Below are 18,673 nucleotides of genomic sequence, written 5' to 3' on the forward strand. Positions count from 1 at the left end.
GATTATGCGTGCTTTAGTAATGAGAAAATCCGTGCTGCTGAGCCTGTTGTTGCTGGTTCTGCTGGCCATCGCGTTTTTTATCTGGTCAACGATGACCGGCAACGATCACCGCACCAATGATGCTTACGTCAACGCCGACTACACGCTGGTGGCGCCGAAAGTTTCCGGCTATATCGCCGAGGTGAAGGTGCAGGATAACCAGCAGGTGAAAGCGGGCGACGTGCTGGCGACGCTGGATGACCGCGACTATCGCGTGGCGCTGGAGAGCGCCGAGGCGGATTTGCAGGTCAGCCAGGCGAAGTTACTCAGCAGCCAGGCGCAGCTGGAGCAGCAGCAGTCGGCTATTGAGCAGTCAAAGACGACCCTGGCGGCTAACCAGGCGACCGCGCAGTACGCCGGTCAGAACGCCGAGCGCTATAACCGCCTGTATAAAAGCGGCACCGTTGCCGCCGACGATCAGCAGAAGGCAAGCTCGACCCAGCGCTCTGCCGCGGCGGCGGTGCGCCAGAGCCAGGCTGCCCTACTCTCCGCCGTGAAAGAGATCGGCGTGCTGCAGGCGGCGGTTCGTCAGGCGCAGGCGGATGTGGCGGCGGCGCAGGCGAGCGTGGATCAGGCGCGCCTCAACCTCTCCTATACGCGCATCGTTGCGCCGGTGGATGGCATGGTGGGTCAGCGCGCGGCGCGCGTCGGCGCTTACGTTTCCGCCGGGACGCGTCTGCTGGCGGTCGTACCGTTACAGCAGACCTATATCACGGCGAACTATCTGGAGACGCAGCTCAGCGACGTGCGTCAGGGACAGCGGGTGAATATCACCATTGATGCGCTGCCGGGCAAGCGTTTTACCGGCCATGTCGACAGCATCGCGCCGGCGACGGGCGCGACCTTCTCGGCGATTTCACCCGATAACGCAACAGGTAACTATACTAAGGTCGTCCAGCGGCTTCCGGTTAAAATCGCGCTGGATACGAACCAGCCTGGCCTGTCGCTGCTGCGGGTTGGTATGTCGGCGATCCCTGAAATTGAAGCTGAGTAAAACGTGATGCATCTCTCACAATGGTCCTATTTATTTTAGGATCGATTACGCGTAAATTAGCGCTCGATCCTGTTCTGAGTTACTCAGAACGACCTGAGAAAATGCCTGAGGCGATGATGACCTGATGCGTTTTTCTCATTCTGTTCGCGTTGCGCTGGCCTGGGATCGCTCTCGTCGTAACCGCTCAGAGGAGTTGTTTGTGAAATACGCCTTGATGGGAATCTCTTTCTTTGTGTTGCTGTGGGTCGGCACCTTTGTGCTGATGATGTAGCGCAAGCACCGGGGCGACAGCGTTGTCGCCCCGATTAGTTTTATTCAGCCTCTTCCACCGCTTTTACGCTGCCCGGCAGAATACCGTCCGCGCGGAACATCGCTTTAATTCCCCGCACCGCCTGACGAATGCGATCGCTGTTTTCTATCAGCGCGAAACGCACGTGGGTGTCACCGTAATCGCCGAAGCCGACACCCGGCGAGACGCAGACTTTCGCCTCCTGCAGCAGCTTTTTGGCGAACTCCAGCGAGCCGAGAGAAGCGTAGCGGTCAGGTATTTTCGCCCAGACGTACATTGACGCTTTGGGATTCTCCACCATCCAGCCCGCCTCATGCAGCCCTTTCACCAGCACGTCGCGGCGACGCTTGTACTGTTCGGCGATATCGCGCACGCACTGCTGGTCCCCTTCCAGCGCGGCGATAGCTGCGACCTGCAACGGGGTGAAGGTGCCATAGTCGTGATAGCTTTTGATGCGCGCCAGCGCGGCGACCAGCTCTTTATTGCCCATCATAAAGCCGATGCGCCAGCCCGCCATGTTGTAGCTTTTCGACAGCGTGAAGAATTCAACCGCCACGTCGCGCGCGCCAGGCACCTGCATAATCGAAGGCGCTTTCCAGCCGTCGTAGACGATATCGGCATAGGCGAGATCGTGTACCACCAGCACGTTGTACTGTTTCGCCAGCGCGATAACCCGCTCGAAAAAGTCCAGTTCGACGCACTGCGCGGTGGGGTTCGACGGAAAGCCGAGGATCATCATTTTCGGTTTCGGGTAACTTTCGCGGATCGCCCGCTCCAGCTCGGCGAAGAAGTCGATGCCCGCCACCAGCGGCACCGAGCGCACCTGCGCGCCAGCGATTACCGCGCCGTAGATATGAATGGGGTAGCTGGGATTGGGCACCAGTACGGTATCGCCGTGATCCAGCGTCGCCAGCATCAGATGCGCCAGCCCCTCTTTCGAGCCGATGGTGACGATAGCTTCGGATTCCGGATCGATCTCCACCTGATAGCGTTCGGCGTACCAGCGCGAAATGGCGCGGCGCAGACGCGGAATACCGCGCGAAGTCGAGTAGCCATGCGTATCCTCACGCTGCGCCACCTGACAAAGTTTTTCCACGATATGCGGCGGCGTAGGGCCGTCAGGGTTCCCCATCGAGAGATCGATGATGTCTTCGCCGCGCCGACGCGCAGCCATCTTCAACTCAGCGGTAATGTTAAACACATAGGGGGGAAGGCGATCGATACGCGAGAAACGACGGGGTGTGCTGTTATCAGCCATAATGTCCTCTTGATTACGTAAGCGCCCGGACCGTCCGAGCGACGCAGGTCACTGCTGTGACCGAAAAAAGAACATAACGCGGCGATGACAAAGCTGTCGAGAGGAGAATAAAATTTTTTTAATTTTCCGGATTCAGGCGGCCAAACACCCAATCGTTCACCCACTCGCCGTTTAGCAGATAATTATCCCGTAATGTACCCTCAAGCACATAGCCATTCTTCTCCAGAATACGGCGCGACGCCACATTTCCCTCTACCACCATCGCCTTGAGCTTATGGAAACCCGCCTTCAGCAGAAACTCGCTCAGCCCGGCCAGCGCTTCGCTGCCGTACCCCTTGCCGCAGAAGCGATGCAGCAGCATATAGCCCACCTCAGCCTGGCGGTAGGGCTGCCATTCCGGGCTGCAGCCGAACAGACCGATCGGCTCGCCGCTGTCGCGCAGTCGCGCCACTACGCAGAGCATATGAAAACTGCTGACCTGCCAGGGCGCGAGGCGCTCATTGAATCGCTGGCGCAAGTCGGCTTCGTCCGGGATTTCGCTGACCCAGGTCATAGTGGCCGTATCTTCATGTACGGCGCGGAACAATAGCCAGTCTTCGGGCTTGAGGGTCGTAAGCGTAAGACGTGGCGTGGTTAACTGCATGTAATTGCTCCTGGTGCGGACAGCCATAATGGCTGTCAAAACATAACAAACACAATGCCTGCTCACCAGCCTGCGACCGGCAAAAAGGCTTCCCCGTTTTACCAGTCAGGTTTCCTCTTTTTACTATTTTACCGGACAAAGTTGATCCAAAACATGAAGGTGACGCGCACCCTTGTAGCAGGCTGGCGCATCGCGATCACATTTTTTATGATAAGCCTCTCTCTGTTGCTACCTGAAGGCTGGCTGTGATCTCTCACTTCGATATGCTGTTAGCGGTGTTCGACCGCGCCGCCCTGATGCTGATCTGCCTCTTTTTCCTGACCCGCACCCCGCTTTTCCGTCAGCTGCTGCAAAAAGATGAACATACGCCGCTGGAGAAAGGTGCCGTTATTGCTATTTTCTCGCTGTTTGCGCTCTTCAGCACCTGGTCAGGCATTAACGTTGACGGTTCACTGCTGAACGTGCGGGTGATCGCCGTAATGGCTGGCGGCATCCTGTTCGGTCCCTGGGTCGGCATCACTACCGGCGTTATTGCCGGACTGCACCGCTTTCTTATCGATATTCACGGCGTTACCTCGGTGCCCTGCTTAATTACCAGCATTATCGCGGGCTGCGTTTCCGGCGCCATTGCCCGTCGCGTACCGAAAGCGCAGCGCTGGCGCATCGGCATTATCGGCGGCATGCTGTGCGAAAGCCTGACTATGCTGCTGATTGTGCTGTGGGCGAAGCCGATGTCGCTTGGGCTGGCGATTGTGTCGGAGATTGCCCTGCCGATGATTCTCGGCGCGTCGAGCATCGGTCTGATTGTGCTACTGGTGCAGAGCGTCGAGGGAGAAAAAGAGGCGATTGCGGCGCGTCAGGCCAAGCTGGCGCTGGAGATAGCCAACAAAACGCTGCCGCTGTTCCGCGATGTCAACAGCGACTCGCTGCGCCGCATCTGCGCGATTATCTGCCGCGAGATCAACGCCGACGCCGTCGCCATTACCAATAAAACGCATATTCTCGCCTATGTCGGCTATGGCGAGCAGAACTATCAGAACGGCGACGACGGTATCAGCCCCACCACCGCGCAGGCGATGTCCAGCGGGAATATCATCATAAAAAACAATGATGAAGCGCATCGCACCAAAGATATTCACTCGATGATCGTTATCCCGCTGCGGGAGAAAGGCAAGGTCACCGGCACCCTGAAAATTTACTACCGCCGCGCGCACCGCATTACCGGTTCGCTGAAGGAAATGGCGATCGGCCTGTCGCAGCTTATCTCTACCCAGCTGGAGGTCTCACGCGCCGAGCAGCTGCGCGAAATGGCCAATAAAGCGGAACTGCGCGCCTTGCAGAGTAAAATAAATCCCCATTTTCTGTTTAACGCGCTGAACGCCATCAACTCCTCTATTCGCCTTAATCCCGATACTGCGCGCCAGCTGGTTATCAATCTTTCTCGCTATCTGCGTTACAACCTTGAACTGAACGATGATGAAACCATCGATATCAAACGCGAACTGTGGCAGGTGAAAGACTATATCGCCATTGAGCAGGCGCGCTTCGGTGACAAGCTGTCGATGATCTATGACATTGACGACGATCTTCACTTTTCGCTGCCCAGCCTGTTAATTCAACCGCTGGTGGAGAACGCTATCGTGCATGGCATTCAGCCCTCGCGGGGAAAAGGCGTGGTAACGCTGAGCGTTAAAGCGATCGGCGATCGGGTACGCATCGCGGTACGCGACACCGGGCCGGGCATCAGCGATGAGGTGATGCGCCGCGTGGCGATGAATGAGATGCCGGGCAACAAGATCGGCCTGCTGAATGTGCACCACCGCGTCAGGCTGTTGACCGGCCAGGGACTTGAAATTACCCGCCTGCAGCCCGGCACCGAAATCGCCTTTACCCTGAGCAGAAGCGGACAGCTGCTGACCGAATCGCCTCTTAGCGTCGCGGAGAATATCCAGTGAAGGCCATTATTGTAGAAGATGAGTTTCTGGCGCAGCAGGAGCTAAGCTGGATGATCCATCAGCATAGCCGGATCGCTATTGAAGCCTGCTTTGACGACGGGCTGGAGGTGCTGAAATATCTGCAGCAGCACCGCGTGGACGTTATCTTTCTTGATATCAACATTCCGTCGCTGGACGGTATGCTGCTGGCGCAGAATATTCGCCAGTTCGCGCAGCGGCCGCTGATTGTGTTTATTACCGCGTGGAAAGAGCATGCGGTAGAGGCTTTCGAGCTGGAAGCGTTTGACTATATCCTCAAGCCCTATCATGAGGCGCGCATCGTCACTATGCTTAACAAGCTGGAAGCGGTCGGGCAACAGCAGGCTGTCACGCAGACGCCGGTTTCCGGCAGCCCGCAGACCGTCAATCTGGTGAAAGATGAGCGTATCATCGTGACGGATATCAACGATATCTACTACGTGGAGGCGCATGAGAAGCTGACGTTCGTCTATACGCGGCGCGAGGCCTATGTGATGTCGATGAGCATCAGCGAGTTCTGCGCCCGGCTACCGGAGCAGAGCTTTTTCCGCTGTCATCGCTCTTACTGCGTTAACCTGAGTAAAATCTCCGAGATAGAGCCCTGGTTTAACAATACTTACCTGCTCAGGCTGCGCGATCTGGCATTTCAGGTGCCGGTCAGCCGCAGCAAGGCGAAGCGCTTCCGCGAGCTGATGCGCCTGTAGCTAAACAGGCTTTGAAACTTATGCGCGTAAAGATGTCAGCCGCCATCTAAAAAAAACGGCCCGCAGGCCGTTTCAGAAGCGTATTACAGGATACGTCCCAGCGTCTGGCGCAGATGCGCGCCTGCGCCCAGCAGGCCTGGCTGATCGTGGGTGATCATATAAACCGGAATGCGGGAAACGTAGTCGCGGAAGCGTCCTTTATCTTCAAAAGCGGCGCGGAAGCCGGAAGCCTTGAAGAACTCCAGGAAGCGCGGCACGATGCCGCCAGCGATATAGACGCCGCCGAAGGTGCCGAGGTTCAGCGCCAGGTTGCCGCCAAAACGGCCCATAATGACGCAGAACAGCGACAGCGCGCGACGGCAGTCGATGCAGCTGTCGGCCAGCGCACGTTCGGAGACATCCTTCGGCTTAAGGTTTTCCGGCACGCGATTGTCCGCCTTCACGATAGCGCGGTAGAGGTTCACCAGACCGGCGCCGGAGAGCACGCGCTCAGCAGAGACGTGGCCCAGTTCGGCGCGCAGCACCTCCAGAATCAAATCTTCCTCATCGCTATTAGCGGCGAAGTCGACGTGGCCGCCCTCGCCCGGCAGGCTGACCCAGCGGCGGTCGACGTGCACCAGATGGCTGACGCCCAGCCCGGTGCCCGCGCCATAAATCGCGATGGGCTTATCCTTCACCGGCTCGCCGCCGCCGAACTGAATCACATGATCGGCGGTCAGCATCGGGATCGCCATCGAAACGGCGGTGAAGTCGTTAATGATTTCAAGGTGATCGAAGCCAAGGCTGGCTTTCATTTTGCTGGTGGAAAAAGCCCAGTCATGGTTGGTCATTTCGACCCAGTCTTCCGTGATAGGGCAAGCAATAGCGATGCAGCCGTCTTTAACGTCTTTCAACTGCTCGCCAAGATAGTGGCGGATGACGGCTTCGAGGCTGTCATAATCTGAAGTTGAGAATGTTTGGGCCTGGGAGATGCTGCCGGTTTCCACCTCACACAGGGCGAGTCGCGCGTTGGTGCCGCCGACGTCGCCGACCAGGGCATAAGTTGTCATTCTTTTGTTGCTCCGCTTGGGGTCCCTAAGATGCAGGACACTATAAAAGTCTGCCGGTAAAACAACAACGCTCGCCGCGACAAAAGACGAGCGTTGATGGTGGTGCGCACAGCCTACCCGTCCGGCAAGCCGCTTGACAGCGGCAACACTCCGAATCTTATCCCCCGTTGCGTTGCGCCAGACAAGCCGTAACCTTACGCAACAACGGCGGCAGATCGTCTTTGTGCATTGCCACCTCGATCAGCGTCAGGCAGTCAGGCGTCTGCAGGCGCGCCATCACCTCTTCCAGCTGCACGCACTCGGTGACGCGCCAGCTCTGCGCCTGCCCATGCAGACAAAACGCCTGCGGCAGCGCGGTCCAGTTCCACTGCGCAATATCATTATAACGCTGCGTCGCGCCGTGGATGGCGCGCTCCACCGTATAGCCCTCGTTGTTCAGCAGGAAAATCACGGGCCTCTGCCCGTCCCGCAACATCGAGCCTAGCTCCTGAATGGTCAGCTGTGCCGAGCCGTCGCCTGTTATCAGAATTACCCGCTGCGCGGGCGCGGCGGTCTGCGCGCCAAAGGCTGCGGGTAAAGTATAGCCAATAGAGCCCCAGAGCAGCTGCACCAGCAGCTGCGCGCCGGGCGGCAAACGCAGCGCCGCCGCGCCGAAGGCGGCAGTACCCTGATCGGCAAAGATAATATCGCCCGGCTGTAAAAAGTGCTGCATCGCGCGCCAGAAGGCGGTCTGACTGATATACGCCGCCTCATCCTCCGCTTCGACAAGCGGTGTGTGCGGCGCCAGCGCCCAGCGTTCGCCGTAACGCGAGAAAAGCGTTTCCAGCTCGCTTAGCGCATCCGCCATAGTGAGCGGCGCAAAGCGTTCGCCCGCCACGCTGGCGGCGAAAGGCTGGAGATCGATTAGCTGTGAAGTGGCAAAGTTTTGGGTAAAGCCCGCCGTCAGAGTATCGGTGAAACGCACGCCGACGCAGAGCGTCACATCCGCCTGCTCAATCGCTTCGCTGACCCCGCTTTCACTGCCCGCCGCAGCGTAGGTGCCGACGTAGCCTGGCTGCTGCTCGTCCAGCACCCCTTTGCCCATCAGCAGCGTGGCGCAGGGTATGGCGCGCTGCTGGCGCAGACGGGCCAGCGCCTCCTGCTGCCCCCAGCGCCCGGCAAGAAAATCAGCCAGCAGCGCGACGCGACGCGCCTGCCCCAGCAGCCGTTCGGCAGCGGTACGGAACGCCAGGCGCGCCTGCTCGCTGGAGAGCGGCGCGGCGTCGAGCGGCGCGGCTGGCGGCGCGACCTCCGCCTCAGCGACATCTACCGCCAGCATCAGATAGCCGGGACGCTTTTCCCGCATCGCCGTGGTCAGCACCCGATCGATCTCTGCCGTGGCGTTGCCCGCGCTAAGCTGCGCCGTCGCCGCGTTAACCTCGCCCGCCATACGCAAAAAATGACGAAAATCGCCGTCCCCCAGCGAATGGTGCACGCAGTCGCCCCGCTTTTGCGCCTCGCTCGCGGGTGCGCCCACAATTTGGATCACCGGCACATATTCGGCGAAGCTGCCGGCGATGCCGTTGATGGCGCTCAGTTCGCCGACGCCGAAGGTAGTCAGCAGCGCCGCCGCGCCGCGACAGCGTGCGTAGCCGTCCGCGGCGTAAGCCGCATTGAGTTCGTTGGCGCAGCCGACCCAGCCAATATCCTGATGCGCAATAACGCGATCGAGAAACTGCAGGTTATAGTCGCCCGGCACGCCAAACAGATGGCCGATGCCTATCTCCTGCAGGCGCGTCAGCAGATAATCTCCTACGGTAAAGCGTTCCATATGCCACTCCTTTCACCAGATGTCTGATTTGAGTATCTACTATGCTGCCAGACCGGCTAGAAAGCAGCGCAATCCACTGAACAAAAAAGTGGCAACCCGGCGTTACGATGGGGGATTATTCTGTAAGTAAGCGATCTGCGACGCGTTGTGACTGTGTGTAAACGTATACACTGCTATTCTTGCGCTTGAAAATTCTTCCCTGAGACAGGAACGCCGTATGACCTACCTTCCGCATCCCGGCCGTTATCAGCAGATGGAATACCGCCGCAGCGGCCGCAGCGGGCTTAAGCTGCCCGCGATTTCGCTTGGCCTGTGGCATAACTTCGGCGACAGCACGCGCGTCGACAACAGCCGTGAACTGCTACGCCATGCGTTCGATCGCGGTATTACCCATTTTGATCTGGCGAACAACTACGGCCCACCGCCTGGCTCGGCGGAAGAGAACTTTGGCCGCATTCTGCGCGAAGATTTTCGCGCCTGCCGCGACGAGCTGGTGATCTCCACCAAAGCAGGCTACACCATGTGGGACGGCCCTTACGGTGACTGGGGCTCGCGTAAATACCTTATCTCCAGCCTCGATCAGAGCCTGAAACGCATGGGGCTGGAGTATGTCGATATCTTTTATCACCATCGCCCCGACCCGGAGACGCCGCTGGAAGAGACCATGCGCGCGCTGGATCAGGTGGTGCGTCAGGGCAAGGCGCTCTATGCCGCTATCTCTAACTATCCGGCGGATCGCGCGGCGGAAGCGATCGCGATCCTGCGCGATCTGGGCACGCCCTGCCTGATCCACCAGCCGCGCTATTCGATGTTTGAACGCGGCCCGGAAAACGGCCTGCTGGATACCTTAGGCGACAATGGCGTCGGCTGCATCGCCTTCTCTCCTCTGGCGGGCGGCGTGTTGACCGACCGTTATCTGCAGGGCATTCCGCAGGATTCGCGCGTTGCCAGCGGCAGTAAATTCCTGCGCGAGGAGCAGCTCACCGATGAGAAAATGGAAAAAGTGCGCAGGCTGAATGAGATTGCGCAACAGCGCGGCCAGAAGCTGGCGCAGATGGCGCTGGCGTGGGCGCTGCGCGACGACCGCATGACCTCGGTGTTGATTGGCGCAAGCAAAACCGCGCAGATCGACGACGCGGTGGATATGCTGGCGAATCGCCACTTCACCATCGCCGAGCTTTCCGCTATTGAAGGCGTACTGCTGTAACTGTTTGTCCGCCCGGTTCGCGCCGGGCGTTTCTGCAGCCGGAATTGTCTCAATCCCCCTTTTCTTCAGATTTTCCTCACAATTGTCAGCGACACTCTACTTGTCACACAGGCAATGCGCGGGCATAACGCCTGCACCGCAGCGGCTCTGCCGCTGATAAGGAGAAGAAAATGAAACCTGCGATAATTTTTGCTGCTTTGCTGACTATGCTGTCGCCTTTGGCGATCCAAAACGTCCAGGCTGCCGGCGCCTCTATTAGCCTGGCGCCCGGCGTAACGCTGCATCTGGGAGACCGCGATCGCCGCGGTTACTACTGGGATGGCGGCCGCTGGCGCGAGCCGCGCTGGTGGAACGACCGCTACCAGTACAATAATCATCGCTGGTGGCGCCATGAAGAGTGGCGACGTCAGAAGCAGTGGGAACACGAGCGCCGCTGGCATGAGCGCGAACGCCGTCACCACTGGCGCGAGGCGCAGCGCTACCACGAGCGTTACGATCGCCACCATTACTAAGCTGGCTTATTCGCCTTTGCGCTATGCGCTCAGAGAGGCTTCTCTCCGGGGAACAAACGGCGTCCCGTCTGCCGCGCCGTTTCCAGATGCGTTTCAGGCGAGTCGGCGTCAGGCAGTAAAATCAGTTCCGACGTTTTCACCGCCGCGCCAACATAGTCAAAAATCCCTTCGTCGATCTGCGTGCGCATCGCGGCATAATAGCCGCGGCGCGCATAGGTACGCAGATTCGCCCCGCCTATGCCCAACAGATGCACCTGCAGACGACCCAGCTTTTTGTTAATTTTGCCCTCAGGCGTCTCCCCATACGCCCATTCGCTGGTAAATACGCGGTCGATCCAGCCTTTCAGCACGCCAGGGAAAGACCACCAGTAAACGGGATAAACCAGCACCAGCGCGTCGGCGCGGTCAATGCGCTTTTGCTCGGCCAGCACGTCGGCAGGCGGCGCAGACTGGTTGCGGAACAGCGCCAGGTCAGCCTCGCCATAGCGTGGATCGAACCCCTCCGCTATCAGGTCAGCGATTTCAACAGTGTGCGGGGAGCGGATCTCGTTTGCCACCGCCGTGGCAACAGCGTGCGTGAATGAATCTCGATCGGGATGGGCGACCACTATCAAAGCATGCATATGCTGACTCCTGTTCGAAGAAGAGGAAACGACTGCATATCGATAGTAGATGAGTTGAGACGGGCCGCAGAGACAGGCGCACATGCGGTTAAAGAGAAAGAAACGCTGGCCTGTGATAAGTCAGGCCAGCTTTTTAGCAGCTTTACAGACCGAGGATCTCGCCAACCAGCAGATAAGCATTGAGCGCCACCACCAGCACCACGATGGCGCGGCCGGTGTTCTGCATCAGGCGCGAGTTAACCATCTCACCCATAATTTCGCGGTTGCCGGTAAAAGAGAGCAGCGGCACCAGCGCCAGCGCAATGCCGAAGCTCAGCAGCACCTGGCTCATCACCAGAATGCGCGTCGGGTCCCAACCCACCATAATCACGATAAAAGAGGGCAGCATGGTAACCAGACGACGCACCCACAGCGGAATATGGAAGCGGATAAAACCCTGCATCACTACCTGGCCGGCCAGGGTGCCCACCACGGTAGAAGAGAGGCCCGCCGCAACCAGACTCAGACCGAACACCGTTGCCGCGGCATGGCCGAGCAGCGGCGTCAGCGTCAGGTAAGCCTGATCAAGCTCGGCGATACCGCTGTGGCCGCTGAAGTGGAACGCAGCGGCGGCGGTCGCCATCATCGCCAGGTTAACAAAGCCTGCAATGGTCATGGCGATCGCCACATCCAGCTTGGTCGAGGAGTAGCGCTGACTTTTATTGCCGCTTGCCCCGAACTGCGTCAGCGCCGAATGGAGATAGATAACGTGCGGCATAATGGTTGCCCCCAGCACGCCCGCCGCCAGGAATACCGCATCTGATGTCGGCAGCGACGGCAGCGCCATCCCCATCACCAGCTCGCTGACCTTCGGCTGCGAAAAGAACAGCTCGACGATATAGGCCGCCGCCACGAACAGCAGCAGGCCGCCAATCACTACTTCCAGCGGCTTCTGGCCGCGGCTTTGCAGCATCAGAATTAAAAAGGTGGCCACGCCGGTCAGCACCGCGCCCTGCAGCAGCGAAATGCCGAGCAGCAGCTTAAAGCCGAGCGCCGCGCCGATAAACTCCGCCAGGTCAGTCGCCATCGCGATGATTTCCGCCTGTACCCAGTAGAACCACACCGCCGGACGCGGAAAGCGATCGCGAATATGTTCAGCAAGATTTTTACCGGTAGCGATACCCAGCTTGGCGGACATCAGCTGAATGACCATCGCCATGATATTGGCCCAGACCACCACCCACAGCAGCTTGTAACCATAGGCTGCACCAGCCTGAATATTGGTGGCGAAGTTGCCTGGATCGATGTAGCCGATGGCGGCAATAAAGGCCGGCCCCAGCAGCGCAAGCTTGATTTTTCTGGCTCCGCGAGCGGCACGCTCGGCGGTACGGCTCTCAAACATAATTATCTACCTGTCTGAACGCGTTTTAACCCTGCCAGATTATGGCCTGATCGCAGCAAGTGAAATGTGGTTGTCGTTATTGCTGTAATAGATAGTGCTATGAAGTATAGCCATTGCTATACCTTACGGTAAAGCAAGACTTGTTAAAAAATGTGCAACGCGTCTCACTCTACGCCCTGCATATATTATAGACAATATTTTTGTGGATATTTGCTGTGAACGTTTTGTGAACAGGCTGTGACGGGTGAGAGTTTTCTGAGAAAACGGGTGATAGCGAATCCTTATAATGTGGATTTGATCTCGTTTTTAAGTAACGCGTTACATAGAATACGCAGCAAATTACAACCCTCCTCAAATCTGGAGCAAGCATGTCCCATATTTTGCACTTCCTTTTAGCACTGGTGGTGGTAGGCGTGCTGGCGTTACTCGTCAGCCATGACCGTAAAAGTATTCGTATTCGCTACATTGTCCAGCTTCTGGTCATTGAAGTGCTGCTGGCGTGGTTCTTCCTGAATTCCGAGGCAGGGCTCGGATTCGTTAAAGGTTTCGCCGGCCTGTTCGACCATCTTCTCAAGTACGCAGGCGAAGGCACCAACTTCGTATTCGGCAATATGAACGATAAAGGCCTCGCGTTCTTCTTCCTTAACGTGCTGTGTCCGATCGTCTTTATCTCTGCCCTGATCGGTATTCTGCAACATTTCCGTATTCTGCCGTGGGTGATCCGCGGTATCGGCACAGTGCTCTCTAAAGTCAACGGCATGGGCAAGCTGGAATCCTTTAACGCTGTCAGCTCTCTGATTCTGGGACAGTCAGAAAACTTTATCGCCTATAAGGATATCCTCGGCAAAATGTCGCAGCGCCGCATGTACACCATGGCCGCGACCGCGATGTCGACCGTTTCTATGTCGATTGTCGGTGCCTATATGACCATGCTGCAGCCAAAATATGTGGTCGCCGCGCTGGTGCTTAATATGTTCAGTACCTTTATCGTGCTGTCGCTGATTAACCCCTACCGCGTCGACAGCGAAGAAGATCTGCAGCTGCAGGATATCCATAAAGGCCAGAGCTTCTTTGAAATGCTGGGCGAATATATCCTTGCCGGTTTCCGCGTGGCAATTATCGTCGCGGCAATGCTGATCGGCTTTATCGCGCTGATCTCCGGCCTGAACGCGCTGTTCGACTTTATCTTCGGCATCAGCTTCCAGGGCGTGCTGGGCTACGTTTTCTATCCGTTTGCCTGGGTGATGGGCGTGCCGGCTCACGAAGCGCTGCAGGTCGGCAGCATTATGGCCACCAAGCTGGTTTCCAACGAGTTCGTGGCGATGATGGATCTGCAGAAGCTGGCGGGCCATCTGTCACCGCACTCCGAAGGTATCCTGTCGGTGTTCCTGGTCTCCTTCGCCAACTTCTCTTCAATCGGCATCGTTGCAGGCGCTATCAAAGGCCTGAACGAGGAGCAAGGCAACGTGGTGTCGCGCTTCGGCCTGAAGCTGCTCTACGGCTCAACGCTGGTTAGCGTGCTTTCCGCCGCCATTGCCGGTCTGGTGCTGGCGTTCTGACGGACAGACGGGAGAGAACGGAAAGCAAAGCGCCCCGCGACAGGATGTGGCGGGAAAAGTCGGCAGAGACGCCGCCATCTGCGCCTTGTTGAACCATTCACTTCCGCGCTGCCTCCGGGCAGAGCGCTGCAGGGCGAGACGATGTCTCGCCCTTATTCTTAATTATTCCTGCTTGATATAACGCCTTTCGCCTCGTCTCAGCCGCGCTGCGCCGCCCTTCCCCGTTTCCCGCAAATCCTTTGCACAATATGGAATTTCATCTCACGCCCGCCGCCCCGTAGTTTTCTGGTAACTCAACATCAGGAGAAGCGCATGAGCATTCAGTTTCTGGGCATGATCGGCCATCGTCTGGCCTCTGAAATCATTCCGGCCAGCGGGCCGTTATTCGATAAAAAGTACATTGCTGATTTCGCCCGCGCCCATGAAGAGGCGGGATTTGATCGGGTTCTGGTGGGCTACTGGTCCGATCAACCAGACGGCTTTTTAGTCACGGCGCACGCCGCCGCCAGCACCTCGCGCATTAAGTTTTTACTGGCGCATCGTCCGGGCTTCGTGTCGCCGACGCTGGCGGCGCGTAAGCTGGCGTCGCTCGATCACCTCACCAACGGACGCCTGGCGGTGCATATCATCAGCGGCGGCAGCGACAGCGAGCAGCGCCGCGACGGCGACTTCCTCAATAAAGCGGAACGTTATGCGCGCACCGACGAGTTTCTCAGCGTGCTGAATAAAAGCCTGACCTCGGCGGAAGCCTGGGATCACCAGGGCGACTTTTACCGCGCCGAGCAGGCCTTTTCCGCCATCAAACCGCTGCAAAGCAAACTGCCGGTCTACTTTGGCGGCTCTTCGCCAGAGGCGATTGAGGTCGCCGCGCGCCACGCCGACGTTTTCGCGCTGTGGGGCGAGCCGCTGCAGGGCGCGGCGGAAACTGTGCAAACCGTACGCGCCGCCGCGGCGAAAAGAGGCCGCGAGATTAAATTCAATATCTCTTTCCGCCCGATTATCGGCAAAACCGAGAAAGAGGCCTGGGAGCGCGCGGAACATATTTATCAGACGGCGCAGAAGCAGCTGGCCGAGTCGGGCTACTCCTTTGGCCTGCCCAAGCCGCAAAGCGTGGGCGCGCAGCGCTTGCTGGCGGCGGCTAACGAAAGCGACCGCCACGATAAAGTGCTGTGGACCGGCATCACGAAGCTGGTGAGCGGCGGCTACAACTCCACTGCGCTGGTGGGCACCGCGGATCAGGTTTCCGACGCGCTGCTGGATTACTACAACCTTGGTATCGACAGCGTACTGATCCGCGGCTTCGATCCGCTGAACGACGCGGTGGAGTATGGCCGCGAACTGCTGCCGCTAACGCGCGAAAAAGTCACCGCCCTGACGCGCGGCAAGAGGATCGCCTGATGCGTCTCGCCGCCCTGTTTGCCGGTATCACGCTGGCGTTAAGCCTTCATCACGCCCTCGCTGCCGAAAAAGTGACGCTGCGCCTTGGCGACGTGAAAGGAGATCGTTTCGCCGCGCTGAAGGCCTCCGGCGAGCTGGAAAATCTGCCCTATGAGCTGAAGCTCACCGCGTTTGACGCTGGCGCGCCGGTGCAGGAAGCGCTGAATGCGGGCGCGCTGGACGTCGGCTTTACCGGCGATTTGCCGTTCCTGTTTGTCTATGCCGCAGGCGCGCCGGTTAAAGCGGTCGGGGCGTGGCAGAACAATCCAGACAGCATCGCGCTGCTGACGCGTCCTGACGCCGGGGTCCACAGCCTGCAGGATCTGAAAGGGAAGCAGATCGCCGTTAACCGCGGCGGCTGGGGACACTATCTGATCCTTGGCCTGCTGGAGCGCGCCGGCCTGAAGCCCAATGAGGTGACGCTGCGTTTCCTCGGCCCGGTGGATGGCCGCGCGGCGCTCACCTCTGGCGCGGTTTCCGCCTGGGCGCCCTGGGAGCCTTATATCGCCACCTCAACCCAGGTCGACGGTACAGTACGCGTGCCGCAGGGCGGCGGCAGCGGCATTATGTCCGGTTACTCCTATGCGCTGGCGCGCAAAGAGGCGCTGGGCGATCCAGAGAAACGCAAAGCTATCGCCGATCTGCTGACGCGACTGGCGAAGGCGCAGATCTGGGCGGCGCAGCATCCGCAGCCGTTCGCACAGGCGCTGGGAAAATCGCTCAATATGCCGACCGCCATTACCCGCAGCTGGATCGACGACGCGCGCATCCGTCCGCTGGTATTCGACTCCTCGCTTATCGCTACGCTGCAAAAATCCGCCGACTTCTTCCATCGCTATCAGGTGCTGCCCAACGCGGTGGACGTCAGCGGCGCCTTTGATTTCAGTCTGGCGGAGGGCGCTAACCAGGTGGCGCGTCACTATCAGGAGAACAAATCGTGAGCGATCTTAATTATCATCGGCTGCGCGATTTTGTGGCGCAGCTCGCCGCCCTGCTCGACCAGCAGCCGGACGAGGCGACTCTTCTGGCGCGCGGCAGCGAGCTGCTGCGTCCGCTGTTGCTGAACGACGACTGGCTGGACGAGGCGTTTACCCAGCCGCATCCGCAGCATTACCAGCAGTATCTGCTGCATGCCGACGCGCAGCAGCGTTTCTCGGTGGTGAGCTTTGTCTGGGGGCCTGGTCAGCAGACGCCGGTGCACGATCACCGCGTCTGGGGATTGATCGGTATGTTACGCGGTGCGGAAGTGTCGCAGGGCTTTACGCAGACGCGTGACGGGCTGGTGCCGGACGGCGCGCCGGTACGCCTGGACCCCGGCCATATCGAAGCGGTATCGCCGCGCGTCGGCGATATCCATCGCGTGAGCAACGCCTTCGACGATCGCGTATCCATCAGCATCCACGTTTACGGTGCCAATATCGGCGCGGTAAAACGCGCCGTATACCGGGAAGACGGCAGCGAAAAACCCTTTATCTCCGGTTACAGCAACCGCTACTTACCTAATATCTGGGATCTCTCACATGGCTAAAACCTTTCCTCTGCGCGACGCCGCAGAGATTCAGCAGGCGCTGCGCCAGCAGCAGGAAGTGGCGCTGGTGGACGTGCGCGACGAGGCGCTCTATGCGCAAGGACATCCGCTGTTTGCGGTGAATATCCCTCTCTCAAAACTGGAGCTGGAATGGCTGGATCGTCTTCCGCGTCGCGATACCGCAATTACCCTTTACGATAACGGCGAAGGTCTGGCGCAGACGGCGGCGGCGCGCGCGGCGGCATGGGGCTACAGCAATATCACCCTGCTTAAGGACGATCTGGCAGGCTGGCGTGCAGCGGGCGGCGAGCTGTTTATCGACGTGAACTCGCCGAGCAAAGCCTTTGGTGAGCTGGTGGAACACCATAACCATACGCCGTCGCTGGCGGCGGAACAGGTTGATGCGCTGCTGCGCGACAAGGCTGACGTAGTGGTGCTCGACGCACGCCGTTTCGATGAATATCACACCATGTCCGTTCCCGGCGCCATCAGCGTACCGGGCGGAGAACTGGTGCTGCGCGTGCGCGATATCGCTCCCTCCCCCGATACCATGGTGATTGTGAACTGCGCAGGGCGTACGCGCAGTATTATCGGTACGCAGTCGCTCGTTAACGCGGGGATAGGTAATCCGGTCTATGCGCTGCGCAACGGCACCATCGGCTGGACGCTGGCCGGCTTACCGCTTGAGCAGCAGCAGAGCCGCCGCTATGGCGCCACCAGCGACACTGCTCATCGTCATGCCGTCGCGCAGGCGCGTCATGTGGCAGATCGCGCGGGCGTCGCACGCATTGATGCCGCTCAGCTGGCGTGCTGGCAGCAGGAAGCCCGCACCACTTATCTCTTCGACGTGCGTGACGCCGATGAGTTCGCTGCCGGTCATCTGCCGGGCAGCCGTCACGTTCCGGGCGGTCAGCTGGTGCAGGAAACCGATCACTACGCCAGCGTGCGCGGCGCGCGTATCGTGCTGATCGACAACGACGGCGTGCGCGCCAGCATGACGGCCTCCTGGCTGGCGCAGATGGGCTGGGAAGTAGCGGTGCTTGAGGGTTTACAGCCGCAGGATTTCAGCGCGACGGGCGGCTGGACGGCGCAGGTGCCCGCCGTAGCGCCCGCAGAGCACGTATCGCCGCAGCAGTTAGCCGACTGGCTGAATCAGGGCGACACCCAGGTGCTGGATTTCACCACGCGCGCCAACCATGTTAAAAGCCATATTCCCGGCGCCGCCTGGCTGCTGCGCTCCACGCTGCAACAGCAGGGAAAAGCGCTGCTGCCAGAGGCCGAACGCTATGTCTTAACCTGCGGCAGTAGCCTGCTGGCGGGCTATGCGGTAGAACAGGTCGCGGCGCTGACCGGCAAGCCGGTTTATCTGCTGGAGGGCGGCAATACCGCCTGGCGCAACGCCGGACTGCCGACGGAGGCTGGTGAGGATACGCTGCTGTCGCCCGCCATCGATCGCTATCGCCGTCCTTATGAGGGCACCGATATTGAACCTGAGGTGATGCAGGCCTATCTCGACTGGGAGTATGGGCTGGTGGCGCAGCTGGATCGCGACGGCACACACGGCTTTCGCGTCCTGCGGCCTGAAACGCAAAGCGTGACGGCGTAGACATTGAGGGCATGAAAACAGGGCGGCAGCGATGTCGCTCTTTTTCTTGGGCGCGCAAATA

17 protein-coding genes are annotated in these 18,673 nt (G+C 59.1%); 11 read left to right on the plus strand and 6 right to left on the minus strand.

What is annotated here, in order from left to right; genetic code table 11:
• Nucleotides 1-4: 4 nt before the first annotated feature.
• Nucleotides 5-1,033 (plus strand): HlyD family secretion protein, encoded by a 1,029-nt coding sequence (locus tag MHZ89_RS09850; protein ID WP_311782850.1) that lies wholly within the window; start codon nucleotides 5-7, stop codon nucleotides 1,031-1,033.
• Nucleotides 1,034-1,232: 199 nt separating this feature from the next.
• Nucleotides 1,233-1,304, plus strand: a complete 72-nt coding sequence (ypdK, locus tag MHZ89_RS09855; protein WP_120458224.1) for a membrane protein YpdK — start codon at nucleotides 1,233-1,235, stop codon at nucleotides 1,302-1,304.
• A gap of 40 nt (nucleotides 1,305-1,344) precedes the next feature.
• Here the strand turns inward: ypdK and alaC are convergent, their stop codons facing one another.
• Both alaC and MHZ89_RS09865 read right to left on the minus strand, forming a co-directional pair.
• Nucleotides 1,345-2,580, minus strand: coding sequence for an alanine transaminase (gene alaC, locus MHZ89_RS09860; RefSeq protein ID WP_311782851.1), 1,236 nt, complete (start codon nucleotides 2,578-2,580; stop codon nucleotides 1,345-1,347).
• Nucleotides 2,581-2,698: 118 nt separating this feature from the next.
• Nucleotides 2,699-3,223 (minus strand): GNAT family N-acetyltransferase, encoded by a 525-nt coding sequence (locus MHZ89_RS09865; protein WP_311782852.1) that lies wholly within the window; start codon nucleotides 3,221-3,223, stop codon nucleotides 2,699-2,701.
• A 263-nt stretch (nucleotides 3,224-3,486) separates the two neighbouring features.
• Between MHZ89_RS09865 and MHZ89_RS09870 the strand changes: the two genes are divergently transcribed.
• A complete protein-coding gene (locus MHZ89_RS09870; RefSeq protein WP_311783021.1) occupies nucleotides 3,487-5,178 on the plus strand; it encodes a sensor histidine kinase in 1,692 nt (563 codons plus the stop codon).
• A complete protein-coding gene (locus MHZ89_RS09875; protein ID WP_311782853.1) occupies nucleotides 5,175-5,900 on the plus strand; it encodes a LytTR family DNA-binding domain-containing protein in 726 nt (241 codons plus the stop codon). Before MHZ89_RS09870 ends, MHZ89_RS09875 begins: the two co-directional genes overlap by 4 nt.
• 83 nt (nucleotides 5,901-5,983) lie before the next feature.
• On the opposite strand, the gene glk is transcribed toward MHZ89_RS09875, so the two are convergent.
• Both glk and MHZ89_RS09885 read right to left on the minus strand, forming a co-directional pair.
• Nucleotides 5,984-6,949 carry a glucokinase gene (glk, locus tag MHZ89_RS09880; protein ID WP_120458196.1) on the minus strand — a complete coding sequence of 322 codons (966 nt, stop codon included), beginning with the start codon at nucleotides 6,947-6,949 and terminating at the stop codon, nucleotides 5,984-5,986.
• A gap of 157 nt (nucleotides 6,950-7,106) precedes the next feature.
• Entirely contained in the window at nucleotides 7,107-8,759 is a 1,653-nt protein-coding gene (locus MHZ89_RS09885) for a thiamine pyrophosphate-binding protein (RefSeq protein ID WP_311782854.1), read from the minus strand.
• A 217-nt stretch (nucleotides 8,760-8,976) separates the two neighbouring features.
• On the opposite strand from MHZ89_RS09885, the gene mgrA reads away from it, so the two are divergent.
• Both mgrA and MHZ89_RS09895 read left to right on the plus strand, forming a co-directional pair.
• Nucleotides 8,977-9,966 (plus strand): L-glyceraldehyde 3-phosphate reductase, encoded by a 990-nt coding sequence (gene mgrA, locus MHZ89_RS09890; protein ID WP_311782855.1) that lies wholly within the window; start codon nucleotides 8,977-8,979, stop codon nucleotides 9,964-9,966.
• Nucleotides 9,967-10,136: 170 nt separating this feature from the next.
• Nucleotides 10,137-10,478: a DUF2502 domain-containing protein gene (locus MHZ89_RS09895; RefSeq protein ID WP_311782856.1), complete on the plus strand. Its 342-nt coding sequence runs from the start codon at nucleotides 10,137-10,139 to the stop codon at nucleotides 10,476-10,478.
• A 29-nt stretch (nucleotides 10,479-10,507) separates the two neighbouring features.
• Here MHZ89_RS09895 and MHZ89_RS09900 read toward each other — a convergent pair whose 3' ends face one another.
• Both MHZ89_RS09900 and MHZ89_RS09905 read right to left on the minus strand, forming a co-directional pair.
• The gene (locus MHZ89_RS09900; protein WP_311782857.1) at nucleotides 10,508-11,101 is read right to left on the minus strand and encodes an NAD(P)H-dependent oxidoreductase; all 594 of its coding nucleotides are present in this window, start codon (nucleotides 11,099-11,101) and stop codon (nucleotides 10,508-10,510) included.
• A gap of 142 nt (nucleotides 11,102-11,243) precedes the next feature.
• Nucleotides 11,244-12,482: an Nramp family divalent metal transporter gene (locus MHZ89_RS09905; RefSeq protein WP_311782858.1), complete on the minus strand. Its 1,239-nt coding sequence runs from the start codon at nucleotides 12,480-12,482 to the stop codon at nucleotides 11,244-11,246.
• A gap of 368 nt (nucleotides 12,483-12,850) precedes the next feature.
• Between MHZ89_RS09905 and MHZ89_RS09910 the strand changes: the two genes are divergently transcribed.
• The 5 genes from MHZ89_RS09910 (at nucleotide 12,851) to MHZ89_RS09930 (ending at nucleotide 18,612) form a co-directional block, all read left to right on the plus strand.
• Nucleotides 12,851-14,041: a NupC/NupG family nucleoside CNT transporter gene (locus tag MHZ89_RS09910; RefSeq protein WP_311782859.1), complete on the plus strand. Its 1,191-nt coding sequence runs from the start codon at nucleotides 12,851-12,853 to the stop codon at nucleotides 14,039-14,041.
• A 312-nt stretch (nucleotides 14,042-14,353) separates the two neighbouring features.
• A complete protein-coding gene (locus tag MHZ89_RS09915; protein WP_311782860.1) occupies nucleotides 14,354-15,439 on the plus strand; it encodes an LLM class flavin-dependent oxidoreductase in 1,086 nt (361 codons plus the stop codon).
• Entirely contained in the window at nucleotides 15,439-16,419 is a 981-nt protein-coding gene (locus tag MHZ89_RS09920; protein WP_311782861.1) for an ABC transporter substrate-binding protein, read from the plus strand. Before MHZ89_RS09915 ends, MHZ89_RS09920 begins: the two co-directional genes overlap by 1 nt.
• Nucleotides 16,416-17,006 carry a cysteine dioxygenase gene (locus MHZ89_RS09925; RefSeq protein ID WP_311782862.1) on the plus strand — a complete coding sequence of 197 codons (591 nt, stop codon included), beginning with the start codon at nucleotides 16,416-16,418 and terminating at the stop codon, nucleotides 17,004-17,006. Before MHZ89_RS09920 ends, MHZ89_RS09925 begins: the two co-directional genes overlap by 4 nt.
• Nucleotides 16,999-18,612 carry a rhodanese homology domain-containing protein gene (locus MHZ89_RS09930; RefSeq protein WP_311782863.1) on the plus strand — a complete coding sequence of 538 codons (1,614 nt, stop codon included), beginning with the start codon at nucleotides 16,999-17,001 and terminating at the stop codon, nucleotides 18,610-18,612. Before MHZ89_RS09925 ends, MHZ89_RS09930 begins: the two co-directional genes overlap by 8 nt.
• Nucleotides 18,613-18,673: the final 61 nt, after the last annotated feature.

The organism is Pantoea sp. ACRSB, from assembly GCF_022346905.1.
GTDB lineage: Bacteria > Pseudomonadota > Gammaproteobacteria > Enterobacterales > Enterobacteriaceae > Pantoea > Pantoea piersonii.

Excerpts from the sequence above, each read along its gene's own strand:
- MHZ89_RS09850 (WP_311782850.1), top strand. The coding sequence starts at position 5 with ATGCGTGCTTTAGTAATGAGAAAATCCGTGCTGCTGAGCCTGTTGTTG.
- alaC (WP_311782851.1), bottom strand. The coding sequence starts at position 2,580 with ATGGCTGATAACAGCACACCCCGTCGTTTCTCGCGTATCGATCGCCTT.
- MHZ89_RS09865 (WP_311782852.1), bottom strand. The coding sequence starts at position 3,223 with ATGCAGTTAACCACGCCACGTCTTACGCTTACGACCCTCAAGCCCGAA.
- MHZ89_RS09870 (WP_311783021.1), top strand. The coding sequence starts at position 3,487 with ATGCTGTTAGCGGTGTTCGACCGCGCCGCCCTGATGCTGATCTGCCTC.
- glk (WP_120458196.1), bottom strand. The coding sequence starts at position 6,949 with ATGACAACTTATGCCCTGGTCGGCGACGTCGGCGGCACCAACGCGCGA.
- MHZ89_RS09885 (WP_311782854.1), bottom strand. The coding sequence starts at position 8,759 with ATGGAACGCTTTACCGTAGGAGATTATCTGCTGACGCGCCTGCAGGAG.
- mgrA (WP_311782855.1), top strand. The coding sequence starts at position 8,977 with ATGACCTACCTTCCGCATCCCGGCCGTTATCAGCAGATGGAATACCGC.
- MHZ89_RS09895 (WP_311782856.1), top strand. The coding sequence starts at position 10,137 with ATGAAACCTGCGATAATTTTTGCTGCTTTGCTGACTATGCTGTCGCCT.
- MHZ89_RS09900 (WP_311782857.1), bottom strand. The coding sequence starts at position 11,101 with ATGCATGCTTTGATAGTGGTCGCCCATCCCGATCGAGATTCATTCACG.
- MHZ89_RS09905 (WP_311782858.1), bottom strand. The coding sequence starts at position 12,482 with ATGTTTGAGAGCCGTACCGCCGAGCGTGCCGCTCGCGGAGCCAGAAAA.
- MHZ89_RS09910 (WP_311782859.1), top strand. The coding sequence starts at position 12,851 with ATGTCCCATATTTTGCACTTCCTTTTAGCACTGGTGGTGGTAGGCGTG.
- MHZ89_RS09915 (WP_311782860.1), top strand. The coding sequence starts at position 14,354 with ATGAGCATTCAGTTTCTGGGCATGATCGGCCATCGTCTGGCCTCTGAA.
- MHZ89_RS09920 (WP_311782861.1), top strand. The coding sequence starts at position 15,439 with ATGCGTCTCGCCGCCCTGTTTGCCGGTATCACGCTGGCGTTAAGCCTT.
- MHZ89_RS09930 (WP_311782863.1), top strand. The coding sequence starts at position 16,999 with ATGGCTAAAACCTTTCCTCTGCGCGACGCCGCAGAGATTCAGCAGGCG.